22 protein-coding genes are annotated in these 24212 nt (G+C 54.2%); 11 read left to right on the top strand and 11 right to left on the bottom strand.

From position 1 onward, the window contains the following. Positions 1 to 12 precede the first annotated feature (12 nt). The 5 genes from fadD to ACN1CO_RS06895 all read right to left on the bottom strand — a co-directional run bounded on the left by fadD (position 13) and on the right by ACN1CO_RS06895 (position 6191). Positions 13 to 1689, bottom strand: a complete 1677-nt coding sequence (fadD, locus tag ACN1CO_RS06875; RefSeq protein ID WP_419138366.1) for a long-chain-fatty-acid--CoA ligase FadD — start codon at positions 1687 to 1689, stop codon at positions 13 to 15. Between the two features lie 206 nt (positions 1690 to 1895). Further along, positions 1896 to 2492 carry a Slp family lipoprotein gene (locus ACN1CO_RS06880; RefSeq protein WP_419138367.1) on the bottom strand — a complete coding sequence of 199 codons (597 nt, stop codon included), beginning with the start codon at positions 2490 to 2492 and terminating at the stop codon, positions 1896 to 1898. A gap of 60 nt (positions 2493 to 2552) precedes the next feature. Then, complete coding sequence (tsaB, locus tag ACN1CO_RS06885; protein WP_419138368.1) at positions 2553 to 3251, bottom strand: tRNA (adenosine(37)-N6)-threonylcarbamoyltransferase complex dimerization subunit type 1 TsaB; 699 nt, start codon at positions 3249 to 3251, stop codon at positions 2553 to 2555. A 44-nt stretch (positions 3252 to 3295) separates the two neighbouring features. Then, positions 3296 to 5212 (bottom strand): ATP-dependent DNA helicase, encoded by a 1917-nt coding sequence (locus tag ACN1CO_RS06890; protein WP_419138369.1) that lies wholly within the window; start codon positions 5210 to 5212, stop codon positions 3296 to 3298. A gap of 241 nt (positions 5213 to 5453) precedes the next feature. Then, positions 5454 to 6191, bottom strand: a complete 738-nt coding sequence (locus ACN1CO_RS06895; RefSeq protein ID WP_419138370.1) for a carbonic anhydrase — start codon at positions 6189 to 6191, stop codon at positions 5454 to 5456. Positions 6192 to 8048: 1857 nt separating this feature from the next. Here ACN1CO_RS06895 and ACN1CO_RS06900 point away from each other — a divergent pair. Then, positions 8049 to 8723, top strand: coding sequence for an ATP-dependent Clp protease proteolytic subunit (locus ACN1CO_RS06900; RefSeq protein ID WP_033771956.1), 675 nt, complete (start codon positions 8049 to 8051; stop codon positions 8721 to 8723). 381 nt (positions 8724 to 9104) lie between these two features. Here the strand turns inward: ACN1CO_RS06900 and ACN1CO_RS06905 are convergent, their stop codons facing one another. After that, on the bottom strand, positions 9105 to 9272 hold the full coding sequence (locus tag ACN1CO_RS06905) for a hypothetical protein (protein ID WP_167432858.1): 168 nt from the start codon (positions 9270 to 9272) through the stop codon (positions 9105 to 9107). A 350-nt stretch (positions 9273 to 9622) separates the two neighbouring features. Here ACN1CO_RS06905 and ACN1CO_RS06910 point away from each other — a divergent pair, with 350 nt between their 5' ends. Both ACN1CO_RS06910 and ACN1CO_RS06915 read left to right on the top strand, forming a co-directional pair. After that, on the top strand, positions 9623 to 9982 hold the full coding sequence (locus ACN1CO_RS06910; protein ID WP_419138371.1) for a hypothetical protein: 360 nt from the start codon (positions 9623 to 9625) through the stop codon (positions 9980 to 9982). 67 nt (positions 9983 to 10049) lie between these two features. Continuing rightward, entirely contained in the window at positions 10050 to 10394 is a 345-nt protein-coding gene (locus tag ACN1CO_RS06915; RefSeq protein ID WP_419138372.1) for a RidA family protein, read from the top strand. A 12-nt stretch (positions 10395 to 10406) separates the two neighbouring features. Here ACN1CO_RS06915 and ACN1CO_RS06920 read toward each other — a convergent pair whose 3' ends face one another. After that, positions 10407 to 10601 (bottom strand): YoaH family protein, encoded by a 195-nt coding sequence (locus tag ACN1CO_RS06920; protein WP_419138373.1) that lies wholly within the window; start codon positions 10599 to 10601, stop codon positions 10407 to 10409. Positions 10602 to 10711: 110 nt separating this feature from the next. On the opposite strand from ACN1CO_RS06920, the gene pabB reads away from it, so the two are divergent. From pabB to ACN1CO_RS06940, 4 genes are all read left to right on the top strand, one after another. Further along, complete coding sequence (pabB, locus tag ACN1CO_RS06925) at positions 10712 to 12091, top strand: aminodeoxychorismate synthase component 1 (protein WP_419138374.1); 1380 nt, start codon at positions 10712 to 10714, stop codon at positions 12089 to 12091. Next, a complete protein-coding gene (locus tag ACN1CO_RS06930) occupies positions 12075 to 12638 on the top strand; it encodes a CoA pyrophosphatase (protein WP_419138375.1) in 564 nt (187 codons plus the stop codon). Before pabB ends, ACN1CO_RS06930 begins: the two co-directional genes overlap by 17 nt. A gap of 186 nt (positions 12639 to 12824) precedes the next feature. After that, positions 12825 to 14189, top strand: a complete 1365-nt coding sequence (locus ACN1CO_RS06935) for an L-serine ammonia-lyase (protein WP_062757796.1) — start codon at positions 12825 to 12827, stop codon at positions 14187 to 14189. Between the two features lie 225 nt (positions 14190 to 14414). Next, positions 14415 to 15977: an EAL domain-containing protein gene (locus ACN1CO_RS06940; RefSeq protein ID WP_419138376.1), complete on the top strand. Its 1563-nt coding sequence runs from the start codon at positions 14415 to 14417 to the stop codon at positions 15975 to 15977. 89 nt (positions 15978 to 16066) lie between these two features. On the opposite strand, the gene ACN1CO_RS06945 is transcribed toward ACN1CO_RS06940, so the two are convergent. Further along, complete coding sequence (locus ACN1CO_RS06945; protein ID WP_419138377.1) at positions 16067 to 17647, bottom strand: TerC family protein; 1581 nt, start codon at positions 17645 to 17647, stop codon at positions 16067 to 16069. Between the two features lie 509 nt (positions 17648 to 18156). On the opposite strand from ACN1CO_RS06945, the gene manX reads away from it, so the two are divergent. From manX to ACN1CO_RS06965, 4 genes are all read left to right on the top strand, one after another. Further along, positions 18157 to 19119 carry a PTS mannose transporter subunit IIAB gene (gene manX, locus ACN1CO_RS06950; RefSeq protein ID WP_419138378.1) on the top strand — a complete coding sequence of 321 codons (963 nt, stop codon included), beginning with the start codon at positions 18157 to 18159 and terminating at the stop codon, positions 19117 to 19119. Between the two features lie 63 nt (positions 19120 to 19182). Continuing rightward, positions 19183 to 19983 carry a PTS mannose/fructose/sorbose transporter subunit IIC gene (locus tag ACN1CO_RS06955; RefSeq protein WP_419138991.1) on the top strand — a complete coding sequence of 267 codons (801 nt, stop codon included), beginning with the start codon at positions 19183 to 19185 and terminating at the stop codon, positions 19981 to 19983. A 15-nt stretch (positions 19984 to 19998) separates the two neighbouring features. Further along, a complete protein-coding gene (locus ACN1CO_RS06960; protein WP_090960351.1) occupies positions 19999 to 20844 on the top strand; it encodes a PTS mannose transporter subunit IID in 846 nt (281 codons plus the stop codon). Positions 20845 to 20935: 91 nt separating this feature from the next. Further along, positions 20936 to 21394, top strand: coding sequence for a DUF986 family protein (locus ACN1CO_RS06965; RefSeq protein WP_419138379.1), 459 nt, complete (start codon positions 20936 to 20938; stop codon positions 21392 to 21394). Here ACN1CO_RS06965 and rlmA read toward each other — a convergent pair. The 3 genes from rlmA to ACN1CO_RS06980 form a co-directional block, all read right to left on the bottom strand. Further along, a complete protein-coding gene (gene rlmA, locus ACN1CO_RS06970; protein WP_419138380.1) occupies positions 21391 to 22200 on the bottom strand; it encodes a 23S rRNA (guanine(745)-N(1))-methyltransferase in 810 nt (269 codons plus the stop codon). The genes ACN1CO_RS06965 and rlmA overlap by 4 nt on opposite strands. 137 nt (positions 22201 to 22337) lie before the next feature. Then, positions 22338 to 22547: a transcription antiterminator/RNA stability regulator CspE gene (cspE, locus tag ACN1CO_RS06975; RefSeq protein ID WP_003852684.1), complete on the bottom strand. Its 210-nt coding sequence runs from the start codon at positions 22545 to 22547 to the stop codon at positions 22338 to 22340. Between the two features lie 642 nt (positions 22548 to 23189). Beyond that, positions 23190 to 24200 carry an MBL fold metallo-hydrolase gene (locus ACN1CO_RS06980; RefSeq protein WP_419138381.1) on the bottom strand — a complete coding sequence of 337 codons (1011 nt, stop codon included), beginning with the start codon at positions 24198 to 24200 and terminating at the stop codon, positions 23190 to 23192. Positions 24201 to 24212: the final 12 nt, after the last annotated feature.

Consider the following 24212-nt stretch of genomic DNA (forward strand, 5'->3'; position numbering starts at 1 on the left):
TCCTGCCCGGATTCAGCTCGCGCCGGGTTTCGCCTCGTCGCGCAGCTCACGCCGCAGGATCTTGCCGACATTGGTTTTCGGTAACTCATCACGAAACTCAATGATTTTCGGTACCTTGTAACCGGTCAGCTGACGGCGGCAATGGTCGAGCACCTCTTCTTTGGTCAGCGATGCATCTTTTTTCACGATGCAGACTTTGACTGCTTCGCCAGAAAGATCGCTGGGCACGCCAATCGCCGCGGCTTCACGCACTTTCGGGTGCTGCATCAGCACATCTTCGATTTCATTCGGATAGACATTAAAACCGGAGACCAGAATCATATCTTTTTTGCGGTCCACGATGCGAATAAAGCCTTCCCGATCAACGGTAACAATATCACCGCTGTGGAGCCAGCCATTTTTCAGCACTTCCGCGGTCGCTTCCGGATGTTGCCAGTAGCCGAGCATCACCTGCGGACCGCTGATGCAAAGCTCGCCCGGCTCACCTGGCGGCACTTCATTGCCGTCGTCATCCAGAATCCGCACATCGGTAGACGGCACCGGCAGGCCGATACTGCCGGTATGAGAGCTGATGTCATACGGATTGACCGACACCAGCGGCGAACATTCGGTCAGGCCATAACCTTCCAGCAGATAGTGTCCGGTCAGCTTTTCCCAGCGCTCAGCCACCACTTTCTGCACCGCCATCCCGCCACCGGCAGAGAGACGCAGCGTGGAGAAATCGAGTTTATTGAACTGCTCATCGTTAAGCAGCGCATTGAACAGCGTATTCACGCCGGTAATCGCGGTAAACGGGAATTTCCCCAGCTCTTTAACGAAGCCGGGAATATCACGTGGGTTGGTGATCAACAGATTCTGACCGCCCAGCTCCAGGAAAAGCAGACCGTTCACCGTTAAGGCGAAGATGTGGTAAAGCGGCAGCGCGGTGACAACGCACTCTTTGCCGTCGCGCAGCACTTTGCCGTAGGTCGCGCGGGTCTGTTCCAGATTCGCCTGCATGTTGCGATGGGTCAGCATTGCCCCTTTGGCCACGCCGGTGGTACCGCCGGTATATTGCAGGAAGGCGAGATCGTCATTCGAGACGGTCGGACGCTGATAGTTGAGCGTGGCACCCACTTCGAGGACCTGACGAAAAGAGATGGCACCCGGCAGATGATACTTCGGCACCAGCTTCTTCACATACTTGACGACAAAGTTAACCAGCGTCGCTTTTATCGGCGCCAGCTGATCGCCCATGCGCGTCAGAATGACGTGACGCACTGCGGTGTCCGCCACCACTTTTTCCAGGGTATGGGCAAAATTCGAAACGATGACGATGGCGCTGGCACCGCTATCATTGAGCTGATGCTTTAGCTCACGCGGCGTATAGAGCGGGTTCACATTGACCACCACCATACCTGCACGCAGCACACCAAACAGCGCCACCGGATACTGAAGTAAGTTAGGCATCATCAGAGCCACGCGGTCACCCGCTTTCAGGCCCAGCTGCTGCTGGAGATAGGCGGCAAACGCACGGCTCTTCTCTTCCAGCTGGCGATAACTCATCTTCTGACCCATGTTCACGAACGCGGGTTGATCGGCGTAGCGTTTTGCAGCCTGCTCAAACAGATCCACCAGCGAGGTGTAACGATCTGCACTTATTTCGGCAGGCACATCTGCCGGGTAGCGTTTCAGCCAAACCTTATTCAAGGATCCACCCCGATAATTATGTTGTATTTCCATCGCTGCCTCAGCCAATCAGGTTTGTTAACAATATTTTAACTGATTGTACCAGTTTGCCTGTTTCGGCATGTTGAGGTTGCGAAGTGCATCACTAAATTTCGTGCGAAGAAATCAGGCCAATAAAAAGCCCGGCAGCGAGCACCGCGACCGGGCTGGATAAAATCAGTTGTACATTACTCGGTCAGAATAGTCTGGACCTCTGTCGGGCCACTGTTGACCATGCCCCAGTAGGGATTCGGCCCCCAGTATCCGCCGCGATGACGGGTCGGGCCGTACCAGATCCAGGGATCCATCGGCTGTGGCGGTGCCGTTACCTGCTGAGCAAGGCGCCAGCGCTGATAACCCCGCACATCGATGACTGCAAATTTATAATCTGCCTCACCAATTTTGCCCTGCTCCGTGCCCTTCAGCGTACCCAGCACCGTGACATACTGATTTTTCACATCCACCGGATCAACAAAACCGTGGATATCGGCATAAATCCGGCCAACCGAAGCCGCACCCAGACGCGGTCTGGCGCTATCATCCAGCGGCTGTGCCGCAATCTCAAGCCGGGTTTTGCCGTTCAGATTAGTGACATTCACTACCTTGCCGCCAAAGCGCGATTCCTCTCCGACGTAGATCGCAGGATTGTTCATCACCCGCAACAGGTCCTGCTGCGGCTGAGGTGAACTGCCCTGCAGCGTGTCAGGAATGGAGACACAACCGGTTAACGCCAGCACACAGGTCAGCAGCAGACCTGAAAGCCCTTTACCACACATTGACGACATAGACGTTCTCCCGTTAGGTAAAGACTTAGACTGGACGCATAACAATAAGTTGCGTGCATTTTACCGGCCAGGTAATTTTTTCCAGGCGACTTCATTTCGCAGATACGTCGGCTCTGCCGTTTCCGGAAGCAGCGTATTCCCCTGCGCCAGCGCAAGGGTCGCCAGCGGCAGCATATCCTGTGCGGCAGGCAGCGTAACGTCACTGGCGGTCAGGGTCAGATTGTGTCCCTGCTGCAGCGCCGGATAAGCCTGCCAGCCGGTGCCTGCGGTCATCCACTTGCCAGAGAGCGCCTGCATCCGTGCCAGTGCCGCCTCGGGCGACAGCACGCTTTCGCTGGCCTCACCCTGCCAGGCACCCTGTTCATCACGCTGATATTCGGCCCAGTAGACCTCGCCCATCCGCGCATCAATAGCGGTTAATACGCGGGTAGCACCGTGCAGACGCCATGCGCCTTCCGCCAGCGTGGCAAGCGTGGAAATCGCGATCATCGGCAGTGAAGCGCCCAGTGCCAGTCCCTGCGCAATACCAATGCCAATCCTCACGCCGGTAAAACTGCCAGGGCCGCGACCAAAGGCGAGCGCGTCCAGGTCGGTCAGTTCCAGCTGCTGTGCCAGCAGTAGCTCTTCAATCAGCGGTAAAATACGCTGGGTGTGATCGCGCGGGGCAATTTCGAATCGGGCATCAATCTGTTGCTGATTCAGCAAGGCGGCTGAACAGGCTTCTGTCGCCGTATCCAGCGCTAAAATTCGGGCTGACATGACTACCTCAGAAGAAAGAAAACGGCGCGCATCTTAGCATAAAATTACGCGTCTGGTTCGGGTTGCTGGCGGATAAAGGCGATGGCGCGGGCAATGTCCCGGGTGCGCGGCGTCGGCGGCAGACTGTTGAGAAACAGCGCGCCATAAGGACGGGAGACCAACCGCTGATCGCAAATCACCAGCACGCCACGATCGTCGGTATCACGGATTAAGCGTCCCACACCCTGCTTCAGGGTGATCACCGCATCCGGCAGTTGTACATCCGTAAAGGGATCGCCGCCACGAATCCGGCAATCTTCCATTCTGGCTTTTAACAGCGGATCTTCCGGCGAGGTGAACGGCAGCTTGTCGATGATGACCAGCGACAGCGCATCCCCCCGCACATCCACACCCTCCCAGAAACTGCTGGTGGCCACCAGCAGGGCATTGCCCTTGTCGATGAACTGTTTCAGCAACTGACCTTTACTGGTTTCACCCTGCACCAGCACGGGCAGCGTCATTGAGGCGCGGAATTCTGCCGCAAGTTCACGCATCATCAGGTGCGACGTGCAGAGGAAGAAACAGCGGCCTTTATTAGCATCAATCAGCGGCTTCATCATCGCAGCCAGCTGGCGTGCGCCGCCGGGACGGTTAGGTTCAGGGAGATTGCGCGGCACGCAGAGCAGTGCCTGTTTCGCAAAGTCGAACGGGCTATTCAGAATCAGACTTTTTGCCGCATTTACACCCAGCCGTTCGGCGAAGTGGGCCATCTTCTCATCAACCGCCAGGGTGGCCGAGGTGAAGATCCAGGCCGCCTTGCGGTTATCCATTACCTCACGGAAGCGTTCGGCTACCGAAAGCGGCGTCAGCGCCAGGATAAAGTGGCGTGAGGTACATTCATACCAGTAGCTGTAGCCCGGCTCGTTAATCGCCCGCAGCCGTTTTAACCGGCCACGGTAGAGCGCGGCTCGCTCGAAGGCTGCATCCAGCAGGGCTGAACGGCCCAGTGAGAGTTTGATAACGTCGTAACAGAGCTCAAGCGCATCATCCAGCAGCGTAAACATCCGCAGGATGTTGTTATCGCTCAGCAGTTCACGCAGGTTACCGCGATAGCCGGGATCGCCTAATGACAGGCGAAAATCCTGCGCGCACTGCGCCAGGCGGTCAGCGGATTTCTGCAGCTGCTGAGCATCACGCACCTCGGTGCGGTAGGCGGTAATAATATCTTTGGCGAGATCGAGTAACTGGCGGCTGGAGAGCTGCTGACCAAAATACTGACTGGCGATATCGGGCAGCTGATGGGCTTCATCGAAGATCATCACATCAGCTTCGGGAATAAGTTCGCCAAAGCCGCCCTCTTTCACCACCAGGTCAGCAAGAAACAAGTGGTGGTTCACGACCACTACATCGGCGTCCATCGCGCGCTTACGCGCTTTGACCACAAAGCACTCTTTATAGCGCGGGCAGTCAGTGCCGAGGCAGTTATCGTTGGTGCTGGTGACCAGCGGCCAGACCGGGCTGTCTTCGGTCACGCCCGCACAGCTGCTGATGTCGCCATCTTCCGTCTGCGATGACCAGCTGCGCAGCGTCACCAGTTCGGTCAGCCCCTGCGCGGTGAGATCGCCGCCCGCCATCGATTGCTGTTCCATGCGTTCCAGGCAAAGGTAGTTGGAGCGTCCTTTCAGCAAGGCCGTTTTACCTTTAAAATCCAGCGCCTTGATCATCGTAGGCAGATCGCGGCCATAGAGCTGATCCTGCAGCGCCTTGGATCCGGTGGAGACAATGACTTTTTTACCGGCCCGCAGAGCGGGAGCCAGGTAGGCATAGGTTTTTCCGGTGCCGGTACCGGCCTCGACCACCAGTTCACCCTGCTGTTTTACGGCTTCAGATACCGCCTGCGCCATCTCACGCTGTGCTTCACGCGGCTTAAAGCCTGCGATCGCCAGCGCCAGCGCGCCATCCACTGCAAAATCGTCTGCCACATACCCTCACTAAGAACGGCAAAAACACTGTAATTATGTCAGTATTGGATCAACAAAGCAAAATTGATAATTATCAATGGCTTGTCTATTTTTTGCCGTTGGGAGTGTGGCAGCCAGTGGCTCAGGATCGCGTCTGAAAGATGAGAAAAAGGCGGCACGGGGCCGCCTGAAGAGAAGCGCTCGCCGCACCGGGATGCCTGATGGAGAGTCGCACCGCGAGAGGAAGCAGAAATCGCTGTAACTACTCTACAATCATGCGCCCATTGAGATGCTGCAACGGACGATTGTTGGTGGTTTTCAGAGCCTGTTTAAAGGCGTCGAGCTGCGCCTGAGAGAGCGTAACCGGCTGTTTCAGCACCAGCCAGCGGATCCCTTCGCTGCAGGGCGGCGTCGTCAGGGAGCCGCTGAAACGATAATAGTGCAGATCTTCCGGGAAGAGATCGCGTAAGTTTACCTGACGATTAATGGTTACCTGCTGGTTTTCCTGTTTCGGCATAGCGTCGATCAACGGTGCCAGCGCCGGATTCTCTTTACCGACCTTAAACATCACCGCGACCACGGCCAGATCGCCATCCTCTTTGCTGTGTACAAAGTGGGCTTCAAGGGGAAAGGTGTGCCCATTGATCTGGTTCTCACTCGGCGTATGGAAGTGATACTGACGCAGCGTGAACTTTTCACTATCCAGTACAAAATCATCTTCTTCATCAACGGTCACCTGAATCGTGTGGCCATTGTTGATCACCTTCTCAGCCGACGTATGGTAGGCCAGATCGAGTGCCTGTAAATGTCCCTCAATCGGATCTTTAATATTGATAGGCGACTGGGACTTACCTTCGTGGCAGATGTGGAAGTCGCTGGTCAGTTCGCTCCAGTGTTCCGGGCCAGCTTTGCCTTCGTACGTCCAGTGCGGTTCCGCCGCACCGGCTACGTTGAGGGTAGAAAGCGCCACAACCAGACTTAACATTTTTGGTAATTTCATTTTTATCCCTGCTTTATAAGCTTATTTGCGGCAGGGATACTATTCCGCTGACTACTGAATCAGCAAGGTGACAAAATGCGTTAAATCAAAATCAGAACGAATAAAGAGTTTATAATTACAATCAGTGTTAATTTAATTAACAAACATCACGATGTGACGTTTTTAAGCACTTCAGGAAAGGGTTGATATCAATCTCTCTGAATAAAAGAGTTTCATTTTTCTGTATTTATCATTTTGATCGTCGAAACGAGCCGGGAGGGAAATTTTGCACTAAATTCAGGCGACGTAAGAAACCGCAAAACTGCACGCAGGCGGTTTTGCGGTGCAACGCGATAACGCGTCATAAAAGATTATGCAGGTGACGCTAGACATCCTTTTCTAATGGTTCCTCTTCTTCATCTTCTTCCTCATCTTCAGGATAAATCTCAGCGTCATCGGGCAGCGGCTCATCGTAATCAGGGCGTTCAGACATAATTTCCTCCGGTGTCAGATAGCAATTTTGCTATGCCCTTTGAGTGTAGCTTACTCCTGCCATCTGTTTTGCAAGGCTCGCAAAAGATATCAGAAATGCGGGCGCTGCCGCAGACTCTGCTTCGCCACTGCGTGAAACAGCCTTGCGTCACAGCCGGTGCTGATAGCGTACCGGTTAATCGGATGCCCATTCGCCTCCCCCAGCCGCGTTATCATTGACGTCAGTCTGATAGCGGGTTTAATAATTCGCCGCTGAAAAAACTGTGTTTTCAAAAAAACCTCTTACTCGTTTAATGAATAAAAGGCCGGAACTTAACTGCCTATAATACAGGGACACGAAAAGTTAATGATGCGATTCAAAGCACAATTATGCACAAAGAAAGGTAACATTAAATAAAAACTCAACAGGAGTAGCATTAAACATCGTTATGTTGTTATAAGAAAAAATCCCTGATATAAAAGAGACAGAATTTAAACGTAACCTGTGAGCATTAGCGGATTGAATATTTCCTCTGATGCAGCCACGCTGACTTAACAGATGGTAGAGAGGTAATTAAAAATTCAGAAATTATGTTATCTTTCACAGGCAATAAAAAATTGTCGCCGGATGAGTCACATCACAATAGAAACCATGCCCCACGGCATCCGTCCTCTTTAAAAGGCCGTTTAAGACTATTTCGCTAAAGATATCCGTTAATGTAAATGAAGTGGGGTTTTATATTATAAGTTAAGTGGGATGTAATCTGGCTGTTGCTGCCCTGTTGCATCTCTCCGTCAAAATGGACACCATTATCTCAACAAGGAGAAATATCATTGTTCCCAAAATTACCCCGGTATAGCTTAGTGATTCTGACGCTGAGCGGTTGTGTTACCAACGATGAGGTCAAACTTAACCCAGTTGGTCAACATAGTGAACCTGTCATGCCGCATATAAACCAGGGGATCAGCCCTGCACAGCGGCGCGCGATTATGTCCGGCGAACAACCAGACTGGTCTGACGTTTATCCTCAGCGAATCAATAAAAACTCGTCAGCAGTCAGAAAATGATCTGCACGTCGTAACGGCTAACGTCGTTACTCCACCACTCACATAGCGTAAAAAACACTGTGGAAAATAATCAAAACGTCGATGATGTCTCCCTATGGGATTGGATTGTAACATTAATTTTAACCGGCATACCCGTATTAAATCTTTTCATGCTGCTTTACTGGTCCTTAAACCGAAGGACTAAACGTTCAAAGAAAAACTACGCCAGGGCGAGTTTATTATTGATATTCATCGTACTTATCTTCTATATCATCACCCTGGAAGTTACAACGGGCTATTTTCTTTTTAAACATTACTGATCCTTAAACTGACAGCGTCACACCCTTAAATGGAGTTTTTATGGTGCGTTATTTCACTTTTCTATTATTGGGCGTCACTTCCGCTTGCTGCATAGCAAAAACGTCAGTGGTGATAAATAACACCCTGAAAGCGCAAGAGATAAAATCGGCAAAAATTGTTTACATTGGCGAGGTTAATGGCACTAAAGTGGCAGAATTGATGGCAGGCATCGATGATATTAATGCAAGTTACCCTGCTGTAAAAGAAATATCGCTTTATATAAACAGCTTTGGCGGCGACATGGAAGCTGGCTATATGGGCGGCCAGGCCGTCAGGGGGTCAAGGATTCCTATAAAAACCATCAATGCCGCAATGACAGGTTCGGCGGCTACCCTGATTTATTGCTCAGGGGCGCAAAGGGAAACATTACCCAGCGCAACATTTTTAATCCATCCTGCAGCGAGTCAAAACATTCAGAGCAACTATCTGAAAAAAAATGAAGTCATTTTACTCAGCAGAGATATCGATAATGTCAGTAAAATATTCAGGGACACCTATGCATCCTGCTTCAAAGATGACGGGAAAGAGATAGATAAAGCCCTATTCAGTGAAGACAACCGTATTTACCTGCGTTTTCCAGAATCTGTAAAACAGGGTATTGCACAAAAACGTATTGAAGGAATCGTACCCGCTGATGTCGCTTATTACATTTTCACTTCAGAGGCCAGCGGCTAGCAAAAATAACGTTATTTATGCCTGCTGGACGAATACTTTTTATCAGATATGCGCCGCCTGGACAGATGGGCGTGCTGGCGGGGAGACATATCGAGCCGTTAGCGGGTAATCCAGAGAAGAACATAACGCAGACGACGTTCAGATGGGACGCCGCAGGATCTCACCATCAATATCACGGTGGATTTTCGCAGTAAGCGCTACCCTTGCATGGTGAGTTTTTTGAGCAGCAATAGCAGGGTTGATTCAACACTGGCCGATAAAAAGCGGCAAATAAAGCAGGCCGCTCAGCCAGATACGGCTTATTCTGGTACAGGGCGTTTATCTGTTTCTGGCTGGTGACCTGATATCACGATTATTGGCGACGCTGCTCTTGCGACCTGCTTATAAGCGGACGTACAACGCGCCCGCCAGCATAACGATGAACAGAATAGCGAAGGTAATAAAGCCCTGCTTAGTGCCACGGGACAATCCAACAAACGCCGAAACCACAATAAACAGCAGCGTCAGTGCGCCGACCATCACCCAAAAAAGATACTGCGTATTCGCCATGCCTGAATCCTCATCCGTAGCGCGATTTATCTGCTGTTTTATAACATTTTTATGCCGCGCGTGCCCTCACTTCTCCCGCTCTTTCGACGCTTTATGCTGCTTTAGTGCAGCAGGGCTGCAACAGTGACAACGTCCGCGGCTCATGATCATGATGCAGACAGTGTGATGCAGTTAGCAAATGCAGAGGAACGCAGCGAGTAAACAAACGCGCGGATTATAATGATTAAATCAGCTTACCGTTGGGATGTGGCACCCGTAGGCTGACGTGCTGAGACTGGTTTAACATTGCCGTTCAGGCGGTGTAAAACAGATGGCCTTAACCCGACTGCCTGACTCAGGCGGAGGAATGTATGAACTGTTTCCGCATCGGCTCTCTGGCTGGCGTGCTGCTGCTCTGCGGCTGCCAGGCACCCACGCCTGATCAGGCTCGTCTGCAGCAGCCTGTTTTTCAGGGTCAAAGCACCCGCACCGTCCCTCAGCTCAGCGACTGTATTTATCGCGGCTGGTCCACCACCAGCGTCATTGCCAGAGATAACACCACCCACACCCAGCCCAACGGCAGCGAGATCAGCGTTTTTACCTGGGAAGATTCGATTTTTGCGGATGTGTCGCCCCGCCGAAAAGGGGCTGAGGTGAAATATTTCACCACCTTCCGGATGTCCCCGGAGGTGATGGCGGACAGACAGGCGATTGTTAAGCGCTGCCTGTAAGGCGAAGGAGGTGACAGCGATGTCAGGAGTGTGCCAGGCTAATGCGCAATTAACCAGGGAGAAACCGATGAGTATTACCCGCATTGACCCGGAACACCGTATGTCCGAAGCCGTTATTCACAACGACACGATCTATTACACCAGCGTGCCTGAAAATCTGGATGCCGACGCAGAAGCACAGACCGCCAATGCGCTGACGGTGATTGACGCAATTCTGACGCGCCTTGGCAGCGATAAAAGCAAAATTCTGGATGCGACGCTGTTTCTGGTGGATAAAGCCGATTTCCCTGCCATGAACCGCGCATGGGACGCCTGGGTCTCGCCCGGCAATGCGCCAGTGCGCTGTACGGTTCAGGCCGGGCTGCTGAATCCAAAGTACAAAATCGAAATTAAAATCATTGCCGCACGTTAATAATCCAGGGCGTTATTCTTCTTCGTTTTCGTCATCTTCGTCGTCGAACATCGCCCTGACACGTTCGCCCTTGTGATTCTGCCGGATTTCCTGCGCCACCATGGTGATCGCTTCGCCGCTCGATAAACCCCCTGCCATCAACTCCTGAATACGTTCGACGGCCTGCTGTTGTTGCTCATGTGAGAGAGCCGGTAATCCAATAAACATATTTCACTCCTGCGTTGGGTCAGACAGTATCCCACGAGGAACTAACAGGTGCCAGTCAGGAAAAAATATGTCAGTCTGACCGCCTCTTTGCTTTCTGATTTGTCTGCCCGATGATTGTTGAAACCCTCACGCTTGATTATACCCCGGATGCGCTGACTCAGCGTTTCGCCACCCTTGCTCATCTGCCCTGGGCAATGTTGCTTTCCTCCGCGCAGGCCAGCCACAGCGATAACCGTTTTGATATTCTGACTGCCGATCCCCGCGCCACCCTGGTCACCCGCGATGCGATCACGATCGTCAGCGACGCGACCGGCACAACCGAGTCGACGGCCGATCCGCTGCTGCTGGTACAGCAGCAGTGTGATGCGCTGGGCATTACGCCCGCAGCCAGCGAGGCCCTGCCATTCCAGGGCGGTGCGCTGGGCCTGTTTGGTTATGATCTGGGACGCCGGTTTGAATCGCTGCCCCAAAAAGCCGCCGCCGATCTCACAACGCCGGACATGGCAATGGGGATCTATGACTGGGCATTGATTGCCGACCATCATCAGCAAACCCTGACGCTGGTAGCACTGAATAACGTTGAAGCCCGCGCCGCCTGGCTGACCCAGTGGCCCGCACGCGACGTCGTGCCCTTTTCACTGACCAGCCGCTGGCGCTCTAATCTGAGTTATGCCGAATACGCGATGCGCTTTGCCGCTGTTCAGGCCTATATTCAGGCCGGTGACTGTTACCAGGTTAACCTGGCGCAGCGTTTTCAGGCCGGTTATCAGGGTGATGAATGGCAGGCATTTACTCTGCTGAATGCGGCAAACCGCGCGCCGTTCAGCGCTTTTCTGCGCCTGCCTGACAGTGCGATTCTCAGCCTGTCGCCGGAGCGCTTTCTGTCGCTGAATAACAGGCAGATCGAAACCCGACCCATTAAAGGCACCCGGCCACGCTGCGACGACCCGATTGCCGATGCGCAACAGGCTGAGTCGCTGCGTCGTGCGGAAAAAGATCGGGCCGAGAACCTGATGATTGTCGATTTACTGCGCAACGATATTGGCCGCGTGGCGCTGCCCGGCTCGGTCACCGTGCCGGAGCTGTTTGTGGTTGAACCCTTCCCTGCCGTGCATCATCTGGTGAGCACAGTGCGGGCGCAGTTGCCTGATAATCTGCAGGCCACCGATCTGCTGCGCGCCTGTTTTCCAGGTGGTTCAATAACCGGTGCGCCCAAGATTCGGGCGATGGAGATTATTGATGAACTGGAGCCGCAGCGGCGTAATGCCTGGTGTGGCAGCATCGGCTATATCAGCCTGTGTGGCCGGATGGATACCAGTATCACTATCCGCACGCTGATCGCCGAAGGCCAGCAGCTCTACTGTGCCGCCGGTGGCGGGCTGGTGGCAGACAGCGATCCGCAAGCGGAGTATCAGGAGACGCTCGACAAAGTCAGCCGGATTTTACCGGCGCTGGAACAGACAGGAGGTTCAGTTGGCTCTGACGCTTGAGGTTTTCCGCAGTCGTTTTCTGTTACAGCAGCCTGCCCGCAGCACACAGCACCTCTCCGGCCGCCATGCGGCGGTGCTGGTGCCGATCGTCGCGCGGCCTGAACCGGGTCTGTTGCTGACGCAGCGTTCGCACGCCCTGCGCAAACACGCCGGACAGGTCGCCTTTCCCGGCGGCATGCAGGATGACACCGACGCCTCGCTGATCGCCACCGCGCTGCGGGAAGCCCAGGAAGAGGTCGGCATCAATCCGCAGCAGGTCGAGATATTAGGCGCGCTGCCCGCCGTGACCAGCAGCACCGGCTTTCAGGTGACGCCAGTGCTGGGCATTATTCCGGCCGATCTGCAGTTAACCATTAATCCGGATGAAGTCAGCAGCGCCTTTGAGATGCCGCTGGCCGAGGCTCTGCAGCTCAGCCGTTACAGCGCGCTGGAAGTACATCGGGCTGGCGTTCGTCACCCGGTCTGGCTGTCGCGCTATCAGGATTATCTGGTGTGGGGCATGACCGCCGGAATTATCCGTTCATTGAGCACGCAGATCGCATTCTGAGACCTATTTAACGGTTTTTTTCCTTACAGGCCCGTCAGTGAACTGCCGGCCTGCGCTATAATTTTTTCTATTGTTTTTGATAAGTTTATTTCATGCGAAAAGCTGCTCTTTCCTGGTGCATGGCTATTACTATGGGCGCCATAAACTGCCCCGGCAGACTGATAATAATTGTGAGGAGTGTCACCTGTGATTAGTGTTTTCGACATGTTCAAAGTGGGCATCGGCCCCTCGAGTTCGCATACTGTCGGCCCGATGAAAGCGGGTAAACAGTTTGTGGATTTGTTGTGCGAACAGGGAAAGCTGCAGGAGGTCACCCGGATCGCCGTGGATGTTTACGGTTCTCTGTCTCTGACCGGTAAAGGCCATCACACGGATATCGCGATTATTATGGGTCTGGCGGGCGAATCGCCGGACACGGTAGATATTGATGCGATCCCCGCGTTCATTAAAGATGTCGAACAACGTGAGCGACTGCTGCTGGCGAAAGGCGCACATGAAGTCGATTTCCCGCGCGAAGGCGGCATGGTGTTCCGCAGTGAGAACCTTTCGCTGCATGAAAATGGCCTGCGCCTGCTGGCATTTGCGGGCGATCTGCTGATCCTGTCGAAAACCTATTACTCGGTGGGCGGCGGTTTCATCGTGGATGAAGAGCACTTCGGACAGTCGGCTCTGGATGAAGTCTCTGTGCCGTGGCCGTTCCACTCCGCCAAAGATCTGCTGGCGCACTGCCGTGAAACAGGTCTGTCACTCTCGGGCCTGGTAATGAAAAACGAGCTGGCGCTGCACAGCCGCGACGAGATCCACGCCTATTTCACCAACATCTGGCAGACGATGCAGGCCTGTATCGATCGCGGTCTGAATACCGAAGGCGTATTGCCTGGACCGCTGCGCGTGCCACGTCGTGCCGCCTCACTGCGTCGCCTGCTGACCTCCTCTGACAAGCACTCCAGCGATCCGATGATTGTCATCGACTGGATCAATATGTATGCGCTGGCGGTCAATGAAGAGAATGCTGCGGGCGGCCGAGTGGTGACCGCGCCGACCAATGGTGCCTGCGGTATCGTGCCTGCGGTGCTGGCTTACTACGATCACTTTATCGAGCCGGTGACACCCGATATTTTCCTGCGCTATTTCCTCGCCTCTGGCGCTATCGGCGTGCTGTATAAAATGAATGCTTCTATTTCAGGCGCGGAAGTAGGCTGCCAGGGTGAAGTGGGTGTCGCCTGTTCGATGGCGGCGGCCGGTCTGGCTGAGCTACTGGGCGGCAGTCCGGAGCAGGTCTGCGTAGCTGCTGAAATCGGCATGGAGCATAACCTCGGACTGACCTGTGACCCGGTGGCGGGTCAGGTTCAGGTGCCCTGTATAGAGCGTAATGCTATTGCTTCGGTTAAAGCGATTAACGCGGCGCGCATGGCCCTTCGTCGCACCAGCGAACCCCGCGTCTCGCTGGATAAGGTTATCGAGACCATGTATGAAACCGGCAAAGATATGAATGCTAAATACCGGGAAACCTCACGCGGTGGCCTGGCGATTAAAGTACAGTGTGACTAAGCGAAACGTTTAAATGTTTAAATTACGTGCAAACGTAATAAAATCCGTACCCTGCGCTATCCCGGCGCAGGTTTAAACGGTAGAGTGATTTCCGCGCAGCCGTCCGGCTTACGCAGCTTACCAGACCCGCTTTTCTCTGTTCCGGCCTCAATATTGACCTGGTCGTGCCGATACTAACCCCGTAGTTTTTTGCTTTATTCTGGCTTTTTGGGAAGGTGGATACTGATGTTTATGGCCCAGCAATTTGTTGGACAATTCAGACGCAAGCGTTTGCTTATTGCACTGTCTATCGCCCTTGTGGTGATGATATTGACGCTGGCCTTTCGCTATATTGAAGAGAAGTCACGTATCGAACAACAGGCGATGGATTTCGCCGATAAAGCCATTATGCGGTTTGACCGGATGTTTTCCCCGCTGGAGGTTTCCGCGAATAACACGCTGGGTCTGGTTGGCGTCCCCTGTAAAGATGTGCGTTTTCCGCTGATCGAAAAAATCTCTTCCCTGCAGACGGTGCGGGCGATCCTGCTGGTCGATAACGACGTGCTTTACTGCTCCAGTGTTTTTGGACCCCGGTCTATTCCCTTCAGCCAGACCTACCCCGACCTCGCCTATAACGGCGAACGAATGACGCTTTCAACCGATCAATATCTGCTGAAAGGCTCGCCGGTTTTAATGCTGTGGACGCCAAAGAGCCAGGATAACCGCTCCGGCATTTTGCAGGTGATTAACATCGAGATGATGAGTAATTATCTGCTGGAGCCGCAGTTGCCGTGGGTGGAACGCGCCGTCTTTAACGTCAACGGCGAGAGCCTGGAGTATGGTAATCCGCTGATTGAGTCCACCGTGGCTGCAGAAGATGAAGTGAGTTATGAGCAGGGTTCGCTACGCTATCCGTTTACGCTAACCCTCTATGGTCCCTCTCCGACCCGGCTGGCGCTGGCGACGCTTCCTTCACAGTTGCCGCTGGCGCTGCTGCTGAGTCTGCTGATGGGCTATATCGTCTGGCTGGCGACCGCAAATCGTATGAGCCTGAGCTGGCAAATCAGTTATGGCATCACCGCCAAAGAGTTTATGGTGTATTGCCAGCCGCTGATCAACAGCAAAAGTGGTGAGTGCGACGGCATTGAGCTGCTACTGCGCTGGCATAATGCCCGTCAGGGCTGGATTGCACCCGACGTCTTTATTCCTCTGGCCGAGCGCCAGAATCTGATCAAGCCGCTGACGCGCTTTGTGCTGAACGAGGTGGTGAAAGAGTTGCCTCAACTCCCCAGAGATCCCGCCTTCCATATCGCCATCAATGTTGCCGCCAGCCATTTTCGCGATCGCGCCATCCTTGAGGATCTGCAAAACCTCTGGTGGCCGGCTACGCCGGTGCCGAAACTGGTGGTGGAACTGACCGAGCGGGATGCCTTGCCGGTGGTGGATCAGTCGGTCATTGCACAACTGCACGACATTGGTGTCCGGCTGGCGATTGATGACTTCGGCACCGGTCACAGCTCACTCTCCTACCTGAAGGATTTGCAGCCCGATGTGCTGAAGATCGACAAAATTTTCACCGCTGCGATTGGCACTGACGCCATTAACGCCACGGTGACGGATATGGTGATTTCGCTGGCCCAGCGTCTGAATATCAGTCTGGTGGCCGAGGGCGTGGAAACGGCGGAGCAGGCGGATTATCTGCGCGAACGCGGCGTGGATCATCTGCAGGGTTACTATTTTGCCCGTCCGATGCCGCTGCAGGATTTTCCGGCGTGGCTGTTGCTGCATCAGGCTGATGTTCATAGATAAAAGAACAGCCGCGGCGTTGAAGCAGCGGCTGTCGGGAAGATTCGGCGCGGCCAGTTATATCAGCCGCGTCTTAGCAACAAAGCGAAGCATTAACCCTCTTCATCCTCGTCATGCGGCTTATCTTTAGTCACACGCACCAGATCGATGCGGTAATCCGTCGCTTCGATGATCTGGAAGTGCAGTGGAGTGATATCAATCACATCGCCAGGCAGCGGTAACTGCCCTTTCTGCTCAATCAGCAGGCCCGCCAGCGAGGCGTGGTCTTCTGTCGGGTCCACCAGTTCATGGAAGTCGAGCAACTGCTGCAGCGAGTGCAAATCCGTTCCGCCTTTCACTAACCAGCCATCCCCATCCGCAATAATATCGGGCGTTTCATCTTCATCCGGAAATTCACCCGCAATCGCTTCCAGCACGTCCAGCGGGGTAATCAGACCCTGAACCACGCCAAACTCGTTGGTGACAATCACGAAGCTGCCCTTGGCACGACGCAGCACGCCAAGCAGGTTGATCGGATCCAGCGTCTCCGGCACCACGATGGTCGGCGTGTTGGCCGCAAAGGTCGCGACGTCCACGCCGTGCTCCAGCGCCACCAGTAGCTCTTTAGCGCGCACTACGCCGACAATTTCATCCAGCTCGCCACGGCAGACCGGGAACAGGCTGTGCGGCGTGTCCAGCAGCTGACCGCGAATTTCATCCACCGGACGATTCGCATCGACCCAGGAGATTTCACCGCGCGGCGTCATGATGCTGCGAATCGAGCGGGAAGCCAGCGTCAGCACGCCATTAATCATGTAGCGCTCTTCATCTTTAAACGCTTCCTGCGGCATCGCTTCCGCCAGCGCAGACTCTTCACTATTGCTGGCGTTGCTGTTGCTGGCCGTCTGGGCGCGGTTACGGCCTCCCATCAGGCGCAGAATCGCCTCTGCGGTGCGTTCACGCATCGGGCGATTGGACTGATGGCGGATAAAGTTACGACGCGCAATCTGGTTAAACATCTCAATCAGAATCGAGAAGCCAATCGCCGCATAGAGGTAACCCTTAGGAATATGGAAACCGAAGCCTTCTGCCACCAGCGACAGACCGATCATCAACAGGAAGCTCAGACAGAGCACCACCACGGTCGGATGCGCGTTAACGAAGTTGGTTAACGGCTTAGACGCCAGCAGCATCACACCCATCGCAATCACCACGGCGGTCATCATCACCGGCAGGTGGTTGACCATACCCACGGCGGTGATCACGGCATCCAGCGAGAAGACCGCGTCCAGCACCACAATCTGCGTCACGACTGCCCAGAAACTGGCATATCCCCGATTACCTGACCCGTCGAGCTGCCGGTTCTCCAGCCGCTCGTGTAGCTCCATCGTCGCCTTGAACAACAGGAACAGACCACCCGCCAGCAAAATTAAATCACGACCGGCAAAGCTGAAACCGCCTACGCTGAAGAGAGGCGTCGTCAGCGTCACCATCCAGGAGATCAGCGACAGCAGGCCCAGGCGCATGACCAGCGCCAGCGACAGACCGATTAAGCGTGCTTTATCTCGCTGCTTTGGCGGCAGTTTGTCGGCCAGAATGGCAATGAACACCAGGTTATCGATGCCCAGTACGATTTCCAGCACGATGAGCGTCATCAGGCCCACCCAGATTGAGGGGTCGAATAAAAATTCCATTATTTATGACTCCAGAACAGGGAACAGATTGAGCCGGTGCGTATCAGCGCAGCAAAGCGTGACATCCGGGTAGTCGGGAAAGCGGTGAAAACGCCGCGAGGCGAAAGGTGACGCGCCAGCAGGCGCAAAGAACAGGTTAAGCGACGTCGGTGACGATCCATAAAGGTGGGCTGAAGCCCGTTACTCCTGAGTAATAAACAGAACGTTAATGTATCAGGTCGGGGAATTGCGTCAAAAAATTTTCTTATTTTTACAATCTGCAGAGCGGATGATCGGGCGCATAAAAAAGGTGACTCGCCTCTTCACGGGGTGAATAGCTGACAGACATCACATAATTTATTTTTTCGATCACTAAAATAAATCGCGACTTTATCGCCGTAACGTCATTAACCCCTATTTTTTCGACGTTATACCGATTAATCGAATCACCCGGTTAAAACAATAACCAAAGCATGACTCAAAACAGTTCATTGACTCAGATGAGCATCTCTAGCGAACGGAGGTAGCACGTGACCATTGCGATTGTAATTGGGACACACGGCTGGGCAGCGGAACAACTGCTGAAAACAGCAGAAATGCTGTTGGGCGAGCAGGACAACGTCGGCTGGATAGACTTTGTCCCCGGTGAAAATGCAGAAACGCTGATTGAAAAATATAACGCACGACTGGCAGAGCTGGATACCAGCAAAGGGGTTCTGTTTTTAGTCGATACCTGGGGTGGCAGTCCGTTTAATGCGGCTAGCCGTATCGTGGTCGACAAGCCACAGCATGAGGTCATCGCCGGGGTCAATATCCCGATGCTGGTCGAAACCCTGATGGCGCGCGATGACGATCCCGGCTTCGACGAACTGGTCGCCATCGCGGTGGAGACTGGCCGTGAAGGGGTTAAAGCCCTGAAAGCCAAAGAGGCCGAACCGGCACCGGTTGCAGTAAAACCGGCCGCTGCAGCGCAACCGGTGAAACCGATGGCGCCTGGCGATCACATGAAAATCGGGCTGACACGTATTGATGACCGTCTGATTCATGGCCAGGTCGCGACGCGCTGGACCAAAGAGACCAACGTTCAGCGCATTATCGTGGTCAGCGATGAAGTGGCCAACGATCACGTGCGTAAGACCCTGCTGACGCAGGTCGCCCCGCCGGGAGTGACGGCTCATGTGGTGGATGTCGATAAGATGGTGCGGGTGTGGAATAACCCGAAGTATGGTCAGGATCGCGTGATGCTGCTGTTTACCAATCCCACCGATGTTCTGCGTGTCGTGGAACAGGGTGTGGATATTAAAACGGTGAACATCGGCGGAATGGCGTTCCGCCAGGGGAAAACCCAGGTTAACAATGCGGTCTCGGTGGATGAAAAAGATATTGCCGCCTTCCGCAAACTCAATGAACGCAATATTGAACTGGAAGTGCGTAAAGTTTCCAGTGACCAGAAACTGAAAATGATGGATCTGATTGCGAAAGTTAACGCGTAACAGAAGCACTTCTGCGCCTGCGTTTCCGGGCTCGTCGTTATCCTGCTGAGGACAAGAAGTATGATGGAAATAACCTCGCTACAAATTATTTTGATTTTTATTGTCGCCTGTATTGCCGGTATGGGGTCGATACTGGATGAGTTCCAGTTTCACCGTCCGCTGGTCGCCTGTACCCTGATTGGTATCGTGCTGGGTGATATGAAAACCGGCATTATCATCGGTGGTACGCTGGAGATGATTGCGCTGGGCTGGATGAACATCGGTGCCGCTGTGGCCCCTGATGCCGCCCTCGCCTCCATCATCTCGACCATCCTGGTCATCGCTGGCGGTCAGAGTGTGGGAGCCGGTATCGCACTGGCGATTCCGCTGGCTGCCGCCGGACAGGTGCTGACCATTATCGTGCGTACGCTGACCGTGGCCTTCCAGCACGCGGCTGACAAAGCCGCTGAGAAAGGTAATCTCACGGCGATCTCCTGGATCCATGTCTCTGCCCTGCTGTTACAGGCGATGCGTATCGCCATCCCGGCACTGATTGTGGCGATTTCGGTCGGCACCAGTGCGGTTCACGCCCTGCTCAGCTCTATTCCTGAAGTGGTCACCAACGGCCTGAATATCGCCGGCGGCATGATTGTGGTGGTCGGTTACGCGATGGTGATCAACATGATGCGCGCAGGCTACCTGATGCCGTTCTTCTACCTCGGCTTCGTCACCGCGGCCTTCACCAACTTTAACCTGGTGGCGCTGGGCGTGATTGGCGTAGTCATGGCGGTGCTCTACATTCAGCTCAGCCCGAAATACAACCGTGTGGCGGGATCACCAAATGGTGCAGCAACCGCAAACGATCTTGATAACGAACTCGATTAAGGAACAGGTGAGCACATGGTTGATATTACGAAAGTCGAAAAGAAACTGACGCCCGGGGATGTCCGTGCCGTCTTTATGCGCTCTAACCTGTTCCAGGGTTCATGGAACTTTGAACGTATGCAGGCGCTGGGCTTCTGCTTCTCAATGGTGCCGGTGATCCGCCGTCTCTATCCGGAGAACAACGATGAGCGCAAGCAGGCGATTAAGCGTCATCTGGAGTTCTTTAACACGCATCCTTATGTGGCCGCGCCGGTACTGGGCGTTACCATGGCGATGGAAGAGCAGCGTGCCAACGGAGCACCCATCGACGACGCGGCGATTAACGGCCTGAAAGTCGGGCTGATGGGACCGCTGGCCGGTGTCGGCGACCCGATCTTCTGGGGTACAGTGCGTCCGGTGTTTGCCGCGCTGGGTGCCGGTATCGCAATGAGTGGCAGTCTGCTGGGACCGTTGCTGTTCTTTGTGCTGTTTAACCTGGCGCGCCTGCTGACCCGCTACTACGGCGTGGCGTATGGCTATCGCAAAGGGATCGACATCGTCAGCGACATGGGCGGCGGTTTTCTGCAGAAGCTCACGGAGGGCGCCTCGATTCTGGGCCTGTTTGTCATGGGAGCACTGGTCAACAAGTGGACGCACGTTAACATCCCGCTGGTTGTCTCGCGCATTACTGACTCCACCGGTAAAACCACCGTCACCACGGTACAGTCGATCCTTGATCAACTGATGCCGGGCGTGGTGCCGCTGCTGCTGACCTTTGGCTGTATGTGGCTGTTACGCCGTAAAGTGAACGCGCTGTGGATTATCGTCGGCTTCTTCGCCATCGGTATCTTTGGTTACTGGATCGGCCTGCTCGGTCTGTAATTTTACCCGGCCGGGAGCCTGCGCTCCCGGCTTTTAAGCGTGGTGAGCTGAGCCACAACCGGCTGAGCTCACCCTGTTTGAGGTAGATGTAATGTCTTTAACTGACGCACTGATTGCGTGTTGTATCGCCGCCCTGATGGGGTTTGCCATTTACCATGAGGCGATTCTGCCGCGTCGGCATGGCCCCACCCGCCTGCGGGTGGTGCTGCGCAGGCAGCATAAGCTCGATAGCCTGATTTTTATCGGCCTGCTGCTGATCCTGCTATGGAACAACGTCAGTCATCACGGCCCGCAGCTCACCACCTCACTGCTGATGGTGCTGAGTTTTCTGGCGTTCTGGCTCTTCTGGCTGCGAAAACCTACGCTACTGATGAAAAATGAGGGATTGTTTTACGCCGGTGTCTGGATCGATTACCGGCGGATTCAGGGGATGAATCTCTCTGAGGATGGCATTCTGGTGATTCAGCTGGAACAGCGTCGGCTGCTGATCGCAGTGCAGCAACTCGACGATCTGGAGCGTATCTATAACACTCTGGTGGAAGCGCGTTAGTCGCGCTGCCACACAGTCAGGCTAAAGTCGGCATCGCAGCTGAACTGCTCGCTCTGCTTCAGCGTTTGCCAGACCTCCTCCCGCGCCCGCCAGGCAAATGGCGTCATCTGCAGCAGGGTTGTGGCGGCTGCACCGGTTAATGCCATCGGGTAGCGCAGCGCCTGCTGAGTCACCTGAGTGAATCCGGGATAGGCTTTCTGTTCCGGCACATGCAACTGCACTTCGCGGTAAATCAGTGCTTTAAACTGCTGCAGATGATGCGGGCCCGGTGTGACGGTCAGCACCAGGCCACCCGGCTTCAGCACGCGGGCCAGTTCCGCTTCATTGCAGGGGGCGTAGATGCGTACCACCGCATCCAGAGCGTGATCGGCAAAAGGTAAGCGCTGGCTGGAGGCGACGCAGAAGCGCACCGCAGGATAGCGCTTTGCCGCCAGCCGGATGGCCATTCTGGCGACATCCAGCCCATAAATCTGTGCCTCTTCGCCTGCCGCCTCGGCCAGTGCGGCGGTGTAGTAACCTTCGCCGCATCCGATATCCAGGATTTTGCATTCCGGCTGATCCAGCGCGGGTGCGAGAAGGCTGACGACCCGATCACGCAGCGGCTGATAGTAGCCGGCTTCAAGGAATTCCCGTCGCGCCTGCATCATCTCCGCACTGTCACCCGGCTCCCGTGACCGTTTATGCTGAACGGGCAGCAGATTGACGTAGCCTTCTTTCGCCTGATCAAACTGATGGCGATTTTCGCAGCACCAGCTGCGGTCGGTGAAGGTCAGAGGAGAGTGACAAAGAGGGCAAATCAGGGACATAAGGTGCTCCGGCATCAGATAACGCGGCGCAGTGTAACCTTAACGTTTCCGCATCGGAAGCATAAAGAAAGCCCCGGCTGAAGAGCCAGGGCTTTAAGATTCCGTGTCAGGGTGCAATGCACCGAGGCGGAGTCGAATCAGATAGCAGTGACGTTAACTGCTGCCGGGCCTTTCTGGCCGTCCTGAATTTCGAACTCAACGCTCTGGCCTTCAGCCAGGGTTTTGAAACCATTGCCCTGGATTGCAGAGAAGTGTACGAACACATCTTTGCTGCCGTCAGCAGGGGTGATAAAACCAAAACCTTTAGACTCGTTGAACCACTTAACCTGACCTTTAATCTTTGCCATTTTGCAAATTCCTTTAGATGTTTATTTAGCCCGAAGGCTGTCATACAGAAAAACCAGAGACATTACTGCATGAGGCACTAATTAAAGTTCGGCAAGGAAGCGGTATTCAACGTCAACGTCTTAACTCGTACTTCTTTACTGAAGATGCCATGCATAAACAGAACTGTACCTCGTTTAACTCAGGAATTGTTATCACATATCCTAAAAATAATGGCAAGCCATTTTTAAGGCCTCCGCAAGCCTGCGCACATAATTGCCAGAAGGCTCACACTGCCTGTTATGTGAGGTTTACAAAATCCCGTGTGAATAACGCGCCAGCGCGGCCAGCGCCCTCTTCAGCCCCTGCTTCCAGGGCTAACCCGATGGATACCATAAGAAATTAATATTTCACAAATATGGCAATGACAGAATTAATAAGCGAAGCGGTAACGGAGACAGTTATCAGAAATCAGGCGTCAATCCTGTACAGCGCATTTTATTTCGTACAAATAACACTTTTTTTGCACCAAAAGCAGGAGAGACACATTAGCCTTGCTCCAAATAAAAGCAACGAAGCCGATTTTACTTATTAAGAATTTAACTTTTGATTTGAAAAATTGATATCAGATAAAGAACTGCCGGGATTTTTTTATCCCGGAGGCTTTAGGATAATTCCTGGGCGTAATTATTCAGCCTGCGGCTTTCGCCTATTCGCCAGGGCGCGAAGCCGCCATTCTGCTCGTTTGCCCGCTGCAACGCATCCGCCAGCTCTTTGGGTGGCGCATCCAGTGACTCATCGGCCAGTTCGAATACCCCCCAGTGAATCGGCAGCGTCAGCGGCCTGCCTGCTGCCTGCCACAGCGCCACCGCCTGATCGGGATCCATATGCTGGCTCGCCATGAACCATTTGGGTGCATAAGCGCCAATCGGTAAAGCCGCGAGGCTGAATGGGCCAAGACGGGCGGGAATTTCCAGCAGGCTATCGCTGTAGCCGCTGTCACCCGAGAACCAGAACCGCACAGAGGCAGAACGCACCACCCAACCGCACCATAGCGAACGGTTTCGATCGCGTGGCGTTCGCATACTCCAGTGACGTGCCGGTACCGCATCAAAACAGAGGTCGCCAACCGTTAACTGCTGCCACCAGTCGAGCTGATGGACGTTTTTCACGCCTCGCGCCCTGCACCACTTTGCCAGCCCCAGCGGGACAATAAAGGTGGTCTGCGGAAACCGCCGGACAATGGCTTTAACCGTCTGCCGATCAAGATGATCGTAATGGTTATGGGAAATCAACACGACATCCAGACGCGGCAGATTGGTAATGCTGAGCGGCGCGGGCGTTTTTCGCTGCGGACCAGCAAACGACAGCGGCGAGGCGCGGGATGAGAGCGCGGGATCGATCAGGATATAGAGCCCCTTCAGCCGCAACAGCACGGCGGCATGTCCCAGCCACCAGATGCGATCGTCACTGCCGCTGATATCGGCAGGCTGCCACCATTGATCGGTGAAAGCCCTGTAGCCCTGTTGGGGTGGCAGCGGCAGCGCCTCTGCTTTGCGTTCTCTGCGCCAGCGCTGCAGATCGCCTGGCTTGCGCTGCTCCGGTTCAGGATTACGGAATCCCTCTGGCGTGTGGTGCGCTTTACTGCTGTCATACCACGGATTTTTCCAGCCCATCCCGCCTCTCTG

This window comes from Pantoea sp. R13S299 (genome assembly GCF_048515925.1).
Classification (GTDB): domain Bacteria; phylum Pseudomonadota; class Gammaproteobacteria; order Enterobacterales; family Enterobacteriaceae; genus Pantoea.

What these genes read in the sequence shown, in the direction of transcription:
- ACN1CO_RS06880 (WP_419138367.1), bottom strand. Translation starts at nt 2,492, where the DNA reads ATGTCGTCAATGTGTGGTAAAGGGCTTTCAGGTCTGCTGCTGACCTGT.
- ACN1CO_RS06915 (WP_419138372.1), top strand. Translation starts at nt 10,050, where the DNA reads ATGAGTATTACCCGCATTGACCCGGAACACCGTATGTCCGAAGCCGTT.
- ACN1CO_RS06945 (WP_419138377.1), bottom strand. Translation starts at nt 17,647, where the DNA reads ATGGAATTTTTATTCGACCCCTCAATCTGGGTGGGCCTGATGACGCTC.
- ACN1CO_RS06965 (WP_419138379.1), top strand. Translation starts at nt 20,936, where the DNA reads ATGTCTTTAACTGACGCACTGATTGCGTGTTGTATCGCCGCCCTGATG.
- ACN1CO_RS06980 (WP_419138381.1), bottom strand. Translation starts at nt 24,200, where the DNA reads ATGGGCTGGAAAAATCCGTGGTATGACAGCAGTAAAGCGCACCACACG.
- ACN1CO_RS06955 (WP_419138991.1), top strand. Translation starts at nt 19,183, where the DNA reads ATGGAAATAACCTCGCTACAAATTATTTTGATTTTTATTGTCGCCTGT.
- ACN1CO_RS06900 (WP_033771956.1), top strand. Translation starts at nt 8,049, where the DNA reads ATGGTGCGTTATTTCACTTTTCTATTATTGGGCGTCACTTCCGCTTGC.
- ACN1CO_RS06920 (WP_419138373.1), bottom strand. Translation starts at nt 10,601, where the DNA reads ATGTTTATTGGATTACCGGCTCTCTCACATGAGCAACAACAGCAGGCC.
- ACN1CO_RS06960 (WP_090960351.1), top strand. Translation starts at nt 19,999, where the DNA reads ATGGTTGATATTACGAAAGTCGAAAAGAAACTGACGCCCGGGGATGTC.
- ACN1CO_RS06895 (WP_419138370.1), bottom strand. Translation starts at nt 6,191, where the DNA reads ATGAAATTACCAAAAATGTTAAGTCTGGTTGTGGCGCTTTCTACCCTC.
- ACN1CO_RS06940 (WP_419138376.1), top strand. Translation starts at nt 14,415, where the DNA reads ATGTTTATGGCCCAGCAATTTGTTGGACAATTCAGACGCAAGCGTTTG.
- pabB (WP_419138374.1), top strand. Translation starts at nt 10,712, where the DNA reads ATGATTGTTGAAACCCTCACGCTTGATTATACCCCGGATGCGCTGACT.
- ACN1CO_RS06910 (WP_419138371.1), top strand. Translation starts at nt 9,623, where the DNA reads ATGAACTGTTTCCGCATCGGCTCTCTGGCTGGCGTGCTGCTGCTCTGC.
- rlmA (WP_419138380.1), bottom strand. Translation starts at nt 22,200, where the DNA reads ATGTCCCTGATTTGCCCTCTTTGTCACTCTCCTCTGACCTTCACCGAC.
- ACN1CO_RS06905 (WP_167432858.1), bottom strand. Translation starts at nt 9,272, where the DNA reads ATGGCGAATACGCAGTATCTTTTTTGGGTGATGGTCGGCGCACTGACG.
- tsaB (WP_419138368.1), bottom strand. Translation starts at nt 3,251, where the DNA reads ATGTCAGCCCGAATTTTAGCGCTGGATACGGCGACAGAAGCCTGTTCA.
- cspE (WP_003852684.1), bottom strand. Translation starts at nt 22,547, where the DNA reads ATGGCAAAGATTAAAGGTCAGGTTAAGTGGTTCAACGAGTCTAAAGGT.